The sequence below is a fragment of the Candidatus Accumulibacter phosphatis genome, assembly GCF_012939955.1.
GTDB lineage: Bacteria > Pseudomonadota > Gammaproteobacteria > Burkholderiales > Rhodocyclaceae > Accumulibacter > Accumulibacter delftensis.
In genome coordinates, this window is sequence record NZ_SPMY01000063.1 from 1 (window position 1) to 16340 (window position 16340).

Below are 16340 nucleotides of genomic sequence, written 5' to 3' on the forward strand. Positions count from 1 at the left end.
AAGTCCATGGCAGCTCTGCCCGAAAACGCGCCGTCGGCCGGCATCACCGATGCGACCCGCAAGAGACACAGGAATGGCAAGACGCACTGANNNNGATCGGGAAGCGCCGAGCGCGCTCACTACCTGATTGACGGCCTGATTTCCCACGCCCGCCAGGAGGGAATCGATATTCCCTACAGCGCCACCACCGAGTACATCAACACCATTCCGGTCGATCAGCAGCCCAAGTATCCCGGCAACGCGGATCTCGAAATCCGGATTCACAACTACATTCGCTGGAATGCCATGGCGATGGTCGTGCGTGCCAACAAGGACAGCAACGTCGGCGGCCACATCGCTTCGTTTGCCTCGGCGGCGGCCCTCTACGACGTCGGCTTCTCCTGGTTCTGGCACGCGCCTTCCGAGCAGCACGGTGGCGACCTGATCTTCTTTCAGGGGCACTCGGTGCCTGGGGTTTATGCGCGCGCGCATCTGCTCGGGCGGCTGACCGACGAGCAGATGGACTGCTTCAGGCAGGAAGTCGATGGCAAGGGTGTCTCGTCCTACCCGCATCCGTGGCTGATGCCTGACTTCTGGCAGTTCCCGACCGTCTCGATGGGCCTCGGTCCGATCCAGGCGATCTACCAGGCGCGTTTCATGAAGTACCTCGACAGCCGCGGCTTCATCACCGCTGGCGACCGCAAGGTCTGGGCTTTTCTGGGCGACGGCGAAACCGACGAGGTCGAATCGCTGGGCGCCATCGGCATGGCCGCGCGCGAGAAACTGGACAACCTGATTTTCGTCATCAACTGCAACCTGCAGCGTCTCGACGGGCCGGTGCGCGGCAACGGCAAGATCATCCAGGAACTCGAAGGCACTTTCCGCGGCGCCGGCTGGAACGTCATCAAGCTGGTCTGGGGAACGCAATGGGACACGCTCCTGCAGCGCGACAAGAAGGGCATCCTCAAGCAACGCATGATGGAGGCGGTGGACGGCGAGTACCAGACCTTCAAGGCCAAGGATGGCGCTTACGTCCGCGAGCACTTCTTCAATAGTCCGGAACTCAAGGAACTGGTCGCGGACTGGACCGACGAACAGGTCTGGGGGCTGAACCGCGGGGGCCACGACATCTTCAAGATCTTCAGCGCCTACAAGGCGGCTGTGGAACATCAGGGTCAGCCGACGCTGATTCTGGCCAAGACCATCAAGGGCTTCGGCATGGGCCAGGCCGGTGAGGCGATGAACATCTCGCACCAGCAGAAGAAACTCGATTTCGAGGCCATCAAGCGCTTCCGAGATCGCTTCAACCTGCCGGTCGCCGACGATCAGCTCAAGGAACTGCCTTACCTGAAGTTCGAGGAAGGCTCGCCCGAGTTGACCTACATGCGGCAGCGGCGGATGGACCTCGGCGGCTATCTGCCGCAACGCCGACGTAGTGCCGAAGCGCTGGACATTCCGGAGCTCCCGGCCTTCGATGCCTTGCTCAAGGCGTCGGGCGAGGGCCGCGAGGTGTCGACGACGATGTCTATCGTCCGTTTCCTCAACATCCTGCTCAAGGACAAGAAGATCGGCCGCCACGTGGTCCCGATCGTGCCCGACGAATCACGCACCTTCGGCATGGAAGGCCTCTTCCGCCAGATCGGCATCTGGAACCAGCAAGGTCAGAAGTACGTTCCGGAAGACCATGACCAGCTGATGTTCTACAAGGAGTCGATCGACGGCCAGGTACTGCAGGAAGGAATCAACGAAGCCGGCGCAATGAGCGACTGGATCGCCGCGGCGACCGCCTACTCGGTGCATGGCGTGCAGATGATCCCCTTCTACATCTGCTATTCCATGTTCGGATTTCAACGCGTCATGGACCTTTGCTGGGCGGCTGGCGACCAGCGCGCGCGGGGCTTCCTGATCGGCGGTACTGCCGGCAGGACGACCCTGAACGGTGAAGGTCTGCAGCACGAAGATGGTCATTCGCTGATTCTCTCCGGACTGATTCCGAACTGTATCAGCTATGACCCCAGCTTCTCCTTCGAAGTCGCGGTGGTCATGCGCGAAGGCATGCGCCGGATGTACCAGGAACAGGAGGATGTCTTCTATTACATCACGGTGATGAACGAGAACTACGAGCATCCGGAAATGCCGGCCGGCGCCGAGGCCGATATCCTCAAGGGTATGTACCTGCTGCGTCGCGGTGCGTCCCCGGATAGCAAGCCGGCGACGCCACGCGTGCAGCTGCTGGGTTCGGGAACCATTTTCCGCGAAGTCATTGCTGCCGCCGAGCTGCTCAAGAACGATTGGGGTGTCGATGCTGACCTCTGGGGTTGCCCCGGCTTTGGCGAGCTGGCACGTGACGGCAACGACGTGCAGCGCTGGAACATGCTCCACCCGACCGAAAAACAGCGCCTGTCGCACGTCGAAAAATGCCTGGCTGACACGCGTGGTCCGATCGTTGCGGCGACCGACTACGTCAGGATGTACGCCGAGCAGATTCGCCCCTTCGTCAACCGTCGCTACGTGACGCTGGGTACCGACGGCTTCGGTCGCTCGGACACGCGCGAGCAGCTGCGTCACTTCTTCGAAGTCGATCGCCGCTGGGTCACCGTTGCCGCGCTGAAAGCGCTCGCCGACGAGGGAGCGATCGAGCAGCAGACGGTTGCCACGGCGATCGCCAAGTACGGCATCGACGTGAACAAACCCAATCCGATGACGGTTTAAGGGAGCCCTCTGATGAGTCAAATGATCGAAGTAAAAGTCCCTGATATCGGTGACTACAGCGACGTGCCGGTGATCGACATCTGTGTCAAGGCTGGTGACGTCGTCAAGGTCGATGACGCTCTGGTGACCCTGGAATCCGACAAGGCGACGATGGACGTGCCGTCTTCGGCGGCTGGGGTGGTCAAGGAAGTGCGCGTCAAGCTGGGTGACAAAATCTCGGAAGGCGCGGTGGTCGTCGTTCTCGAAGCGGCCGGCGAAACTGCCGCAGCCGCGCCGGTGGCTGCAGCTGCCGGCGCTCCAGTCGCTGCTCCAGTCGCCACCCCGGCAGCTGCTCCGGCAGCCGCTGGCGGAGCAGTGGTCGAGGTCAGCGTCCCCGATATCGGGGACTACAGCGATGTGCCGGTGATCGACATCTGCGTCAAGGTCGGTGACACGGTCAAGCTCGACGATGCGCTGGTGACGCTTGAGTCGGACAAGGCGACCATGGACGTGCCGTCATCGGCGGCCGGCGTGGTCAAGGAGATCAAGGTCAAGCTCGGCGACAAGATTTCCGCTGGTGCGGTGGTCGTCGTTCTCGAGGGCGCGGGCGGCGCTTCGCTTGCTGCCGTTGCCGCCACTGCGGCGAGTGCGCCAGCGAGTGCCCCGGCTGCGGCCGCGGCCGCAGTCGCCAGCCCGCCGTCGGCAGCGGCCGTTGTGCCGCCAGCCGCTGGTCTGGCCCTCGGCGCCAAGACCCACGCCAGTCCTTCCGTGCGTCTGTTGGCCCGTGAGCTCGGTGTCGACCTGTCCAAGGTCACTCCGAGTGGCCCCAAGTCACGGATCCTCAAGGAAGACGTCAGCGCCTACGTCAAGGGCGTCTTGAGCGCCGGGCCGGCCGCTTCGGCTGCCGCCGCTGCTGCGCTGGGCGGTGGTCTCGATCTGCTGCCCTGGCCAAAAGTCAACTTCGCCAAGTTTGGCGCTGTCGAAGTCAAGCCTCTGTCGCGGATCGCGAAGATTTCGGCACAGAATCTGGCACGCAACTGGGTGATGATCCCGGCCGTGACCTATCACGAAGACGCCGACATCACCGACCTCGAAGCCTTTCGCGTGGCGATGAACAAGGAGAATGAGAAGTCAGGGACAAAGATCACCATGCTCGCCTTCCTGATCAAGGCCAGCGTCATGGCGCTGAAGAAGTTCCCGGCGTTCAACAGCTCTCTGGACGGCGACAATCTGATAATGAAGCAGTATTTCAATATTGCTTTCGCTGCCGACACGCCGAACGGACTGGTCGTACCGGTGGTCAAGAACGCCGACCAGAAATCGGTGACGGAGATCGTCATCGAGAGCGGCGAACTGGCGAGGAAGGCGCGCGACGGCAAGCTCGGTCCGGCCGACATGTCCGGCGCCTGCTTCACCATCTCCAGCCTGGGCGGCATCGGCGGTACCTATTTCTCGCCGATCGTCAATGCGCCGGAAGTGGCCATTCTGGGGGTCAACAAGTCGGTGATGAAACCGGTCTGGAACGGCCGCGAGTTCGCGCCGCGGCTGATCCTGCCGATGTCGCTGAGCGCCGACCACCGTGTGATCGACGGCGCGCTGGCCACTCGCTTCAACGTCTACCTTGCCCAGTTGCTCGCCGACATGCGACGCGTGCTGCTTTGATCGGGAGAAGACCATGAGCCAGATCATTGAAGTAAAAGTGCCCGACATCGGTGACTACCAGGACGTGCCGGTGATCGACGTCTGCGTTGCGGTTGGCGATACCATCAAGCTCGACGATGCCTTGGTCACCCTCGAATCCGACAAGGCGACGATGGATGTTCCGAGCAGCGTCGCTGGCGTCGTCAAGGAAGTGAAGGTCAAGCTGGGGGACAAGATCTCCGAGGGCGCGGTGGTGGTTCTGATCGAGACCAGCGAGGCCGTGCCGGCCTCGGCAGCCGCGGCACCGGCTGCCGCCGCCGCAGCGCCGGCGGCAGCTGTCGCTCCGGCACCGCAGGCCGCAGCAGCGATCAGCGGCAGTGCCGACATCGAGTGCGAGATGCTCGTTCTCGGTGCCGGCCCGGGCGGCTATTCAGCCGCTTTCCGCAGCGCCGACCTGGGCATGAAGACGGTTCTCGTCGAGCGTTACGCAACGCTCGGCGGCGTCTGTCTGAACGTCGGCTGCATTCCCTCCAAGGCGCTGCTGCACATCGCCGGGGTCATGGAGGAGGCGCAGCACATGGCCGACTGCGGGGTCAGCTTCGCCGCTCCCAGCGTCGACCTCGATAAATTGCGCGCGCACAAGGACAAGGTCGTCGGCAAGCTGACCGGCGGTCTTGCCGGCATGGCCAAAGGGCGCAAGGTTGAAGTCGTGCAAGGTGTCGGGCAGTTTCTCGATCCCAACCATGTCGAAGTGACGCTTGCCGACGGCGGCAAGAAGATCGTCAAGTTCCAGAAAGCGATCATCGCTGCAGGTTCGCAACCGATTGCGCTGCCGTTCATGCCCAATGACGACCCGCGCGTGGTCGACTCCACCGGTGCCCTCGAACTGCGCCAGATTCCGAAACGCATGCTGGTCGTTGGCGCCGGCATCATCGGCCTGGAAATGGCCACCGTCTACTCGGCGCTCGGTTCGCGCATCACGGTCGTCGAACTCGGGCCGATCGTCATGCCCGGTGCCGACCGCGATCTGGTCAAGGTCTGGGAGAAGAAGAACGCTCATCGCTTCGACCGCATCCTGCTCAATACCGGCGTCGTCGCCGCTGCGGCCAAGGCCGATGGCATCGAGGTCACCTACAGCAACGACGAGAAGGAAAGCTTCGACCTGGTGCTGGTCGCCGTCGGTCGTTCGCCGAATGGCGGCAAGCTGGCTGCCGACAAGGCCGGCGTCGCGGTCAGCGACCGCGGCTTCATCGCGGTTGATGCGCAGTTGCGGACCAATGTGCCGCACGTCTTCGCCATCGGCGATCTCGTCGGCCAGCCGATGCTCGCCCACAAGGCGGTGCATGAGGCGCACGTCGCTGCCGAAGCCGCACACGGCAGCAAGCGCTGTTTCGATGCCCTGCAGATTCCCTCGGTGGCCTACACCGATCCGGAAATCGCCTGGGCCGGCAAGACCGAAGATCAGTGCCGCGCCGAAGGCATCAAGTATGGCAAGAGCGTCTTTCCCTGGGCGGCATCGGGTCGCGCGCTGGCCAATGGTCGCGAAGAAGGCTTCACCAAGCTGATCTTCGACGAAGCGACGCACCGGGTGATCGGCGGCGGTATCGTCGGCACCCACGCCGGCGACCTGATCGGCGAAGTCTGCCTGGCGGTGGAAATGGGCTGCGACGCCGCCGACATCGGCCACACCATCCACCCGCACCCGACCCTGGGTGAGTCGGTGGGCATGGCCGCTGAAGTTTATGAGGGCGTGTGTACTGACCTGCCGGCGATGAAGAAGAAGTAGGCGGAGCGACCGCCGGCCGTAGTTACGACAACGCCGCCGCACGTGAAGTGCGGCGGCGTTGTGTGTTATCTTGCCTGGCGTTTCGTTGCCATGACGGGAAGGGGGCCGGCCGGGAATCCACGGCCTGCACTCAAGGTTCGACCAGGATGCCCCGCACAAAACACTGCCAGCCGGTCTGAAGGATGCGTTGGCGACCCGAGAGGAGATACATGGTGGGCTGCGTCACGGTGGGCGCGTCGAAGTCGATGTGCACGTGATGCACCGCGGCACCCGCCGTGTTCGGGTCTGCCTTGATCCACAGACGGTCGCCGTCCCGTTATCCGATCGGCAGCGTCGCCACCGAGAATTTTCCTCATGACGTCACCCTGATCGCCAAAGCCGGGGCCGGGGTTCGATGCGTTGTAATTCGAACCGGCCGACGCCAGGTTACCCGGCGTACTGCCGCTGCCATCGACAGTCATGTAGAGGGTCGTGGAATAGCTGGTCAGAAAGCTGCTGACGTAGTTGGCAGCGGACTGGAGTTCATTCTGGCGTACAGTACCGTCTGTGAGGTGGTTGAAGCCGACGCCCGCTGCATCCGTATAGTCGAACGACCACACGACGGCGGCATGGGTTGGTGCAGCGGCAAACGCAGCGCAGATGGCGGCGGCGGCAAGTTTTTTCTACATGGTGCATGACTCCTGTCTGTGGTTACGGGCAAGTCCTCAGAGTTGCCCTGTTTTTTCGGTCGCCATTGGGGCGGAAATACTCTGTATCTGACTACGGGCTTTGCCAGCCCGCGTCCTTGCGAAGCGTGAACAGCCCGCTGCAAAGCCATCAAGGAAATTCATCGCAACGGTCTACGCATCACGGACGGTTGTGAAAAGAAAAAACCAAGCCAGTGTTTTACAAATCAATTAGATCAATGTTCTACAGGCGCATGTAGCGGCCATGGTTTCGTAAGTGTAAAGTTTTCCGACACCTGTGCCGCGGCATGAATAAGCGGGGCGAAACGGGCCTCGAGGCGGGTCTCAGTGGTGCGGGACGCTGTCGTGCCAATGGCTGCAAAGTGAACACCTTGACTGGCAGCAGCTACCGCTATAATGCCGGGCTCTGTTACCTACTTTCAGGATCGAGATGCGCCTACTCAAATTTCTCCCGTCTGCAGTGGCAATCGTTCTTGCTGCCCCGCTTGCTTTCTCGGTGTCCGCGGCACCGATACCCATTGATCTCTCGCACCGCCTGGATGAAGGACAGGGCGAAAGACTCGAGAAATTCGTCGCACGTTTCAATGAGCGGCAGAAAGACTATCAGATCAACATCACGCGCCGCGTCGACGGTGACGCGCCGAAACACATCAATCTGGTTACCCGCGAAGAACAGGCCAAATTTCAAGCCAGCAAGGCCGATTTCAAGCCTCTCTACCAGGTGATGAAGCAGGCGAAACAGCCTTTCGACAGCCGCAAGCTGTCGCCTGACTTGCGTGTTGGCCTTGACGATGCCAAGGGGAATTTGTTTGCTTTGCCGGTGGCCTTGTCCACGCCAGTTCTCTACATCAACAAGGATGCTTTCCGCAAGGCTGGCCTGGACCCCGAAAAGCCACCGAAGACCTGGGTCGAGGCACAGAAAGCGGCCGACAAGCTGTTCGATTCCGGCAGCGACTGCCCTTACACCACGTCCTGGCCGGCGTGGGTGCATATCGATAATCTGAGCGCCTGGAATGGTGGCGAGATTGCCGATGCAAAGGGCAAGCTGGACTTCAACGGCCTGGTTCAGGTCAAGCACACGGCGATGCTGACGACCTGGTCGAAGGCCAAATTCTTTGCCTATTTCGGTCGTCGTGACGAGGCTGATCGGCGTTTTGCGGCAGGCGAGTGTGGCATGCTGACCAGTACCTCTTCACTCTACGGCGCGCTGCGCGATGACCGCAAGGTCGAGACCGGTGTTTCGGCGCTGCCCTATCACGATGATGTGCAAGGCTCGCCACAGCAGACGCTGGCCGACGGCGCTTCGCTGTGGGTCGGGGGCGGCAAGAATGCCGACGAGTACAAGGGCGTGGCCATGTTTATCAGCTTCCTGCTGGAACCGGCTCTGCAGGTCGAGTTCTCCGCCATGGAAGGCTTTCTGCCGATGACTCCAGTGGCCCGCGCGGCCGCCAATAGTAAGCTTTTGCAGGCCGACGTTGCCAATCTCGACGTCGCTTACCTGCAGTTGCAAGGCAAGGGCTCTTTGCACCCGCTGCGTGTTTCGCAGATCGAACCGGTGCGGGTCATCGTCGAGGAAGAGCTGGAAGCGGCCTGGGATGGTCGGAAGCCGGCCAAGGAGGCGCTCGATAATGCCGTCGAGCGTGGCAATGAGGTGTTGCCGGCGGCGCTCAAGGTGCAGTTGTTGAAGTGATTCGTCCGCGGCTCGGCTGGGCGCTGCCGCGCGTTTTCGCGCACCGCTGCGGTGGTGCGCTGGCGCCGGAGAACACCCTGGCTGGCCTGCGCGTCGCTGCCCGCATGGGCGTGCGGGCAGTCGAGTTCGACGTCATGCTGTCGGCCGACGGCTCGCCGTGGCTGCTACACGACGAAGGGCTAGAGCGCACCAGCAATGGCTTCGGGCGGGTCTGCGAGACGCGCGATGCGAGCTTGCGGACCCTCGACGCGGGGGCGCATCAGCACGCGGCTTTTCTGGGCGAGCCGATTCCCACGCTCGAGTCGGCGGCCTTGCTCTGTCGGCAGCTGGGGTTGATGGTCAACGTCGAAATCAAGCCAGCCGTCGGTTTTGAGGCGCTGACCGGCGAGGTCGTTGCTCGGCAGGTGCGCGAACTCTGGGCTGGCGCCGAGTTGCCACTGGTTTCTTCGTTTTCGGAAGAGGCGCTGCTGGCGGCGCGCGCGGCGGCGCCCGAACTGCCGCTCGGCGCGCTCTACGAAGCTCCGCCGGACGATTGGCCGACGCGCATCAATCGTGTCGCGGCGCTGAGCCTGCATTGTGATGCCGAGCGTCTCGACGACAACGTACTCAGCAGCGCTCGAGCCAACGGCATACCTGTGCTCTGCTATACGGTTAATGAGCCGCTTGCCGCCGAAGCACTTTTTTCGACGTGGCGTGATAGCGGTGTTCAGCGATCGCATCGACTGCGTGCGCGACAGCTGAGCCGGGCTGCGCCGGGCGACTGCCCGGCATTGGCCGGTGGTGGCTGCGGCTTTCACGTTAAAATCGCAGCTTTTGAACGACCCCGAGCGGGTATGGACGACGATGAAAAGCCCCCCCATGAGCAGCGCCGAAATTCGCGAGAAGTTCCTCCAGTTCTTTGCATCCAAAGGCCACCAGATCGTCGCATCGAGTTCGCTGGTGCCGCATGACGACCCGACGCTGTTGTTCACCAACGCCGGCATGAACCAGTTCAAGGATGTCTTTCTCGGTTTCGACAAGCGTCCCTACCAGCGGGCGACGACGTCCCAGAAGTGCGTTCGCGCCGGTGGCAAGCACAACGACCTCGAAAATGTCGGCTACACGGCGCGTCACCATACTTTTTTCGAAATGCTCGGCAATTTCTCCTTCGGCGATTACTTCAAGCTGGATGCGATCCGCTACGCCTGGGAATTGCTCGTCGATGTCTATGGGCTGCCAGCAGATCGCCTGTGGGTGACCGTCTATGCCGAGGACGACGAAGCCTACGCAATCTGGACCAAAGAGATCGGCGTGCCCGCCGAGCGGGTGATCCGCATTGGCGACAACAAGGGCGCGCGCTACGCCTCCGACAACTTCTGGATGATGGGCGATACAGGTCCCTGTGGTCCGTGCACCGAGATTTTTTACGATCACGGCGAAGACATTCCTGGTGGTCCCCCCGGTTCGGCCGACGAAGAGGGCGACCGTTACATCGAGATCTGGAACAACGTCTTCATGCAGTTCAACCGCGACGAGGCCGGCGTCATGCACCCCTTGCCAAAGCCATCGGTCGACACCGGCATGGGGCTCGAACGGACGGCGGCGGTCCTGCAGCATGTGCACAGCAACTACGAGATTGACCTCTTTGCCCGCCTGATTGCTGCCGCGGCTCGCGAAACCGCGTCGGCCGATAGCGACAGCCCATCGCTGCGGGTGCTCGCCGACCACATTCGCGCCTGTTCCTTTCTCCTCGCCGACGGCGTCATTCCGGGTAACGAAGGCCGCGGCTACGTCCTGCGGCGGATCATCCGGCGAGCCATTCGACATGGCTACAAGCTTGGGGCACGCGCCGCTTTCTTCCACCGCATGGTGCCCGACCTGGTCGCTGAAATGGGCGCTGCCTACCCCGAACTGGTGAGCAGTCAGGAGCGTGTCAGCGAAGTGCTGCGCCAGGAAGAGGTGCGCTTTTTCGAGACCATCGAGCACGGTATGAGCCTCCTCGAGAGCGAACTCGCGGCCTTGGCCGGTGACGGCGTTTTCAACGGTGCCATCGCCTTCAAGCTGCATGACACCTTTGGTTTTCCGCTTGATCTGACGGCCGACGTCTGCCGTGAGCGGGGAGTCTGCGTCGATGTCGCCGCTTTCGATGCGGCGATGGCCCATCAGAAAGAGCAGGCACGCGCCGCCGGCAAGTTCAGGATGGCCGCCGCGCTCGACTACAGCGGTCCGGAGACGGCCTTTCACGGTTATGACGCGCTTGACTTCAATGGCCAGGTGCTGGCGCTATACAGGGATGGCAGCCCGGTCGATGAACTCAAGGAAGGCGAACTGGGCGTCGTCGTTGTCGACGCGACGCCGTTTTACGCCGAGTCGGGTGGTCAGGTGGGCGATCGCGGCGTCTTGCAGGGTGCGCAGGGTATTTTCGCCGTCGAGGATACGCAGAAAATCCAGGCCGCTGTCTTCGGTCATCAGGGGATCGTCAGAACCGGCGCGATCGCCGTTGGCGACAAGCTTGCCGCCCGCGTCGATGTCGTCGCGCGCGCACGCACCGTGCGCAACCACTCGGCGACACACCTGATGCACAAGGCGCTGCGCGAAGTGCTTGGTGCGCACGTGCAGCAGAAGGGCTCACTGGTTGACCCGGAAAAGACCCGTTTCGACTTTGCGCACAATGCGCCGATGAGTGCCGAGGAGATTCGCCGCGTCGAGCGCATCGTCAATGACGAAATTCTCGCCAATGCCGCTGCCGAGGCCCGCATCATGGCCATCGACGAGGCTCGTAAGTCGGGGGCGATGATGCTTTTCGGCGAGAAATACGGCGATCAGGTGCGCGTGCAGACGATCGGTTCATCGATCGAATTCTGCGGCGGCGTGCATGTTCGCCGCACGGGCGATATCGGTCTCTTCAAGATCGTCTCCGAGACCGGCGTCGCGGCCGGCATCAGGCGTGTCGAGGCGGTTACCGGTGATGTCGCGTTGGCGCTGGTGCAGCAGCAGCAGGCGATGCTGGCCGAAGCGGCCGCGGCTTTCAAGGCGCCGGTCGCCGAAGTCCCGGCCAAGCTCGCGCAGGTGCTCGACAATGTTCGTGCGCTGGAAAAGGAACTGGCGCGCCTGAAGGCCAGGCTGGCGTCCGCGCAAGGCGACGACATGCTCACGCAGGCAGTCGATGTCAAGGGGGTCAAGGTTCTCGCGACGCTCATGGAAGGCGCCGACGTCAACGCCCTGCGCGCCGCGGTCGACAAGTTGCGTGACAAGTTGAAGAGCGCAGTTGTTGTCGTCTCCTCGACCAGCGAAGGCAAGGTAACGCTGATCGCCGGGGTCACCGCCGACCTGACCGGCAAGCTCAAGGCGGGCGAGCTGGTGAATATGGTCGCCCGCCAGATCGGCGGCAAAGGTGGTGGTCGGCCGGACATGGCGCAAGCCGGCGGCAACGAACCGGAAAAGCTGCCGGCCGCACTGGCCTCGGTGGCGGCATGGGTCGACCAGCGCCTGTGATTCAGCCGCGGGCAAGGATCTGACCTGGAATCGGAATGATAACGAAGCCAACAATGCAGCACTTCGCCAGTGACAACTACGCCGGCATTTGTCCGGAGGCCCTGGCCGCCTTGCTGGCGGCCAACGCTGGCCACGTCCGCTCCTACGGCGACGACCAGTGGACGCTGCGCGCTGCCGACCGCTTGCGTGAAGTGTTCGAGACCGAGTGCGACGTGTACTTTGTCTTCAACGGGACGGCGGCCAATTCGCTGGCGCTTGCCGCGCTCTGCCAGTCTTACCACAGCGTCATTTGCCACCAGTTGGCGCACGTCGAAACCGACGAGTGTGGCGCACCGGAGTTCTTTTCCAACGGCGCCAAGTTGCTCGCGCTCGCCGGCGAAGAGGGCAAGCTGACGCCGGCGGTGATCGAAGAAGCGGTGACCCGGCGCAGCGATATCCATTATCCCAAGCCGAAAGTCGTGACCCTGACCCAGGCCAGCGAAGTCGGCACCGTCTACCGTCCCGATGAATTGCGCGCCATCACCACGACGGCACGCGAGCTGGGGCTGCGGGTGCATATGGATGGCGCCCGCTTTGCCAACGCCGTCGCCAGCCTTGGCGTTGCGCCGGCCGAGCTGACCTGGCGCGCCGGTGTCGACGTACTCTGCTTTGGCGGCACCAAGATGGGGCTGCCGATTGGCGAAGCGGTCGTCTTCTTCGACCGCCGTCTGGCCGAAGACTTTGCCTATCGCTGCAAGCAGGCCGGCCAGCTGGCGTCGAAGATGCGCTACCTTTCCGCACCGTGGCTTGGAATTCTCGAAAACGACAGCTGGTTACGCCACGCCGCGCACGCCAACGCAATGGCCCGGCAACTGGCCAGCGGCCTGGCAAAAATCGCTGGTTTGCAGACACTTTTTCCGGTCGACGCCAATGGCGTTTTCGTACACCTGCCGCGCGTCGTCGAGCAGGGCCTGCGCGAGCGCGGCTGGCTCTTCTACACCTTCATCGGCGCCGGCGGCGCACGCCTGATGTGCGGCTGGGATACGGCGCCGGAGACCGTTGATCGCTTTCTGGACGACGTCCGCGCGTTGTCGGCATTGCCGGCAAGCTCGTGACCCCTGGCTGGCAGTTCTGCCCCTGCTGTGCCGCGCGCCTCGCGGCCTGCGAGGAGGGTGGACTGCCGCGGCTGGCGTGCAGTGCCGGCTGCGGCTTCGTGCATTGGGACAACCCGGCACCGGTGCTGGCGGCCCTGGTCGAGTATCAGGGCCGGGTCGTGCTGGCGCGCAACCGGGCCTGGGCCGCAGGGGCGTTCGGGCTGATCAGCGGTTTTCTCGAGCGTGGCGAAGACCCGGTCGCCGGTGTCGCACGTGAGGTCAAGGAAGAACTCGGCCTGAACACACTGGCAACGACGCTGATCGGCGTCTATCCCTTCGCGCGCAAGCACGAAGTGATCATCGCCTACCATGTCGTCGGGCAAGGGGAGATCGGTCTCAACGAAGAGCTTGCCGAGTTCCGGCTGATTGCACCGGAGAAGCTGAAGCCCTGGGATTTCGGGACCGGGTTGGCAGTGAGTGACTGGTTGGCTCGGCGCTCTGGGGTCTGAAGGCGTTCGCCGGTACGGCCCAGCTTTGCCATTGGCGCCGCCGCCCGGGGCCGGGCCCTGCCGGCTGCTAGACCTGTGGTCGCGGCAGCGCGCCGTCTTGACCTATAATGTCGCCTTGCCAACAGAGAACCGTTCCTCAACGACTTACCAAGGCCAGATCATGGAAGAACAGCCCGTCCCGAACTTGGAGTTCTCGGGAAAGTATGATGAAGCGCATGCGAAGTATTATTTTGACAAGCATGAGAATGAATTCTGGCGCAAGCTTTCGAACTGGCGCGACCATCAGATTGCCAGGAAAGCCCTGAAACTTGCAGGCGATCCAAAATCGGTTCTTGATGCGCCGTGTGGCACGGGCCGGTTCTGGGACGTTCTGGCGGAACAGCCGGACCGCATCATTCATGCCAGTGACTATAGCCAGAACATGATCGACGCTGGCCTCAAATACCGCCCTGCCGCCATCAGCAAGCGTATCCAGTCTTCTTTCCAGGCATCCGCATTCAGCTTGCCAGTGCCTGACGATTTTGTGGAATGTGTCTTCTGTATTCGCTTTGTGCACCATCTGGCGAAAGCTGAAGATCGTATGACTCTTCTCAAGACATTCCACCGGGTGGCGTCGAGTTCGGTGATTATTTCACTGTGGGTTGATGGCAACTACAAGTCCTGGATTAGAAGGCGACGCGAGAAAGCCAGGGGTGCGCATCAGTACCAGAATCGCCTGGTGATTCCCGCAAAGCGCATTGAGCAGGAGTTCAAAGACAGCGGCTTCAGAGTCGAGGCCAGCCTTGATTTCATCAAGTATTACCACATGTGGCGCACCTACGTGCTCAAGAAGATCTGACTGGCGTCGTAGACCGTGCTCAAGGAATATTTCAACGACGCCTGGTTGCCCATCCTTAAGCACAACCATCTGGAGAGCTTCGAAGCCCTGTGGGAGCTGAACAAGGATGACTGGTTCGAGCCGCCAAACTACAGGCGAGGTGGCTGGAGCGGTGTCATCAGAACAAGTATCGCTCTCCCCGAGGGCGGAAACGTCGGGGTTTTCATCAAGCGTCAGGAAAATCATTTCTTCCGCTCATGGCGAAATCTTTTCCGGCTCACGGCCACTTTTGAACGAGAATTCCGAAATATTCTCAACTTTCGCAAGCTTGGCGTGCCCACGCTGGAACCGATCTACTACTGTCAGAAGACCGTTGCCGGAAAGCTGCGAGCCATTGTGGTTACCCGGGAGCTTGCAGGCTATCAGCCCTTCGATGCGCCGTGCTACAAACCAATAGACCAGTTAGCTAAAGGCAGACGCCGGCCATTGATTGCCCGAGTGGCGAAGACGCTGCGTCAGATGCACGATGCACGCCTGCAACATAACTGCCTGTACCTCAAGCATATCTTTGTCAAGGAAGAGCCCGGCGGGGCCGCTGACGTGCGCCTGATCGATCTGGAAAAAGCCAAGTGGCGGCCGATCAGGTCGATTATCGCGACACGCGATTTGTACTCGCTGTATCGCTGCGCTGAAGGCTGGTCAAGGACTGATCGTCTCAGATTCTTCCTGGCCTATCGCGACGAAGATCATCTGAGTGTGGAGTCAAAAAAACTCCTGCGCCGTATCGTCAAGAGATTGGTCGACAAGAAACGCAGGGTTTGAAGTCTGTGGATCAGCGCTTGCTGCTGGCGCACAGCGCTGCCTGACATTCCTCAGTTGGGCCAGGATTGTTTGCAGCCAACCGTCGTTCCGCCTCGCCGAGCTTTCGACGACCCCTTCGACCGAAATGTGTTCGAGCCTATCTTCGCGTGGCAGAACGCTGTAGCGACCGGTCTGACCAACGCTGCTGTGCCGTTCGCGCTCGGCTGACCACTGGCCAGCGGTGGTAACCGCAGTTCCACGACGGCTATTTTTCGCAGAGCGTTGGACAGCAGATTGCTTCTTGACTGGGCTTGATACGCCTACTAGACTGGTTTTCGTGGTGTTGAAGGATTTCTGTCCGGCTGGTGAGTGCGCAGATAGTCGGGCATCCTCCCCCAAGCCCCCCTCTCAATGGAGCGCAAACGCGCTGCGCATTTGCTGTACCACTCACGTCTTGCTGTCGGTTTTCCCCCTTGCATGCTTTTTTCCATACGGGCGCGGCGTATAACCGGCCGTAGTTCCGATTCACCCGATTTTCGGTATTACCAACGGACGTCGGGGAATGTCAAACATCCGCAGCGAAGCGATTGGCCCATTACGAGAACATTGTAAATTGGCCGTTCGGTCAGTACGAATGTGGTGGTAGGTCACGACAGTAGGGTCTTGCTTTTTTTTTTCGACAAGCAGGGCTGGCCGGTGTGCCGGGCTCCTGGTTGAATCGCCCATGGATCAGTGCAGTGTTCAGCGAAGCTTTTTCTGCCATGCGTTTCAGGTCAGATGCCCTTGACAGCATAGCCTTATACACAACTTACCCAGGATCTGCCTGACGCATGAACTGGAGGCCGATAGCGCAATCCATGACACGCTGCAAACCGAGCCAGATGGTTTTGACGCCCGGTTCTCCGTCGCCTTTGCGTGCAAGGAAGCCGCCGAGCATGGCGACCAATCTCAGGACCTGGTTGAGAGTTGGGAGGTCAGCGGGTGGTTTCTTCTTGTGAAGGAGGTAGGCGGCATGCCATTCATCTTCGTGGAAGAACAAGTCGGCGGGCAATTCGGGGCAGGTTCGGCCGAATCGCATCAGCACAGCAATCCGCCAGGAGACCATGAGGTAGAGTGCGATGGCACGTTGCAGACCAGCGATGGTTCCCAGTTGCAGAGCCTCAATGCGGCAGCCGTTCTTGAGGATGTGGAAG

Annotated in this window: 10 protein-coding genes and 1 pseudogene; 10 read left to right on the top strand and 1 reads right to left on the bottom strand. The window is 61.6% G+C overall.

Going from position 1 to position 16340, the window contains the following annotated elements; all coding sequences use genetic code 11:
* The first annotated feature begins 86 nt into the window (after positions 1–86).
* The 10 genes and pseudogenes from aceE (at position 87) to E4Q23_RS18905 (ending at position 15168) form a co-directional block, all read left to right on the top strand.
* Positions 87–2691 (top strand): annotated as a pseudogene (gene aceE / locus E4Q23_RS18860) (pyruvate dehydrogenase (acetyl-transferring), homodimeric type).
* A 12-nt stretch (positions 2692–2703) separates the two neighbouring features.
* Positions 2704–4332, top strand: a complete 1629-nt coding sequence (gene aceF, locus E4Q23_RS18865) for a dihydrolipoyllysine-residue acetyltransferase (protein ID WP_169068077.1) — start codon at positions 2704–2706, stop codon at positions 4330–4332.
* Positions 4333–4345: 13 nt separating this feature from the next.
* The gene (gene lpdA / locus E4Q23_RS18870; RefSeq protein WP_169068078.1) at positions 4346–6097 is read left to right on the top strand and encodes a dihydrolipoyl dehydrogenase; all 1752 of its coding nucleotides are present in this window, start codon (positions 4346–4348) and stop codon (positions 6095–6097) included.
* 1116 nt (positions 6098–7213) lie between these two features.
* Positions 7214–8473, top strand: a complete 1260-nt coding sequence (locus tag E4Q23_RS18875; RefSeq protein WP_169068079.1) for an extracellular solute-binding protein — start codon at positions 7214–7216, stop codon at positions 8471–8473.
* The gene (gene ugpQ, locus E4Q23_RS18880) at positions 8470–9423 is read left to right on the top strand and encodes a glycerophosphodiester phosphodiesterase (RefSeq protein ID WP_336511735.1); all 954 of its coding nucleotides are present in this window, start codon (positions 8470–8472) and stop codon (positions 9421–9423) included. The genes E4Q23_RS18875 and ugpQ overlap by 4 nt, the downstream gene beginning before the upstream one ends.
* Entirely contained in the window at positions 9332–11947 is a 2616-nt protein-coding gene (gene alaS, locus E4Q23_RS18885) for an alanine--tRNA ligase (RefSeq protein WP_169068080.1), read from the top strand. Before ugpQ ends, alaS begins: the two co-directional genes overlap by 92 nt.
* Positions 11948–12000: 53 nt before the next feature.
* Positions 12001–13041 (top strand): threonine aldolase family protein, encoded by a 1041-nt coding sequence (locus E4Q23_RS18890; protein ID WP_169068081.1) that lies wholly within the window; start codon positions 12001–12003, stop codon positions 13039–13041.
* On the top strand, positions 13038–13529 hold the full coding sequence (locus E4Q23_RS18895; RefSeq protein WP_169068082.1) for an NUDIX domain-containing protein: 492 nt from the start codon (positions 13038–13040) through the stop codon (positions 13527–13529). Before E4Q23_RS18890 ends, E4Q23_RS18895 begins: the two co-directional genes overlap by 4 nt.
* Before the next feature lie 160 nt (positions 13530–13689).
* Positions 13690–14367 carry a class I SAM-dependent methyltransferase gene (locus E4Q23_RS18900; RefSeq protein ID WP_169068084.1) on the top strand — a complete coding sequence of 226 codons (678 nt, stop codon included), beginning with the start codon at positions 13690–13692 and terminating at the stop codon, positions 14365–14367.
* A 15-nt stretch (positions 14368–14382) separates the two neighbouring features.
* Positions 14383–15168 carry a lipopolysaccharide kinase InaA family protein gene (locus tag E4Q23_RS18905; RefSeq protein WP_169068083.1) on the top strand — a complete coding sequence of 262 codons (786 nt, stop codon included), beginning with the start codon at positions 14383–14385 and terminating at the stop codon, positions 15166–15168.
* A 787-nt stretch (positions 15169–15955) separates the two neighbouring features.
* Here the strand turns inward: E4Q23_RS18905 and E4Q23_RS18910 are convergent.
* Positions 15956–16340: IS4 family transposase (locus E4Q23_RS18910; protein WP_272873715.1), on the bottom strand; the 385-nt coding region annotated here is incomplete at its 5' end.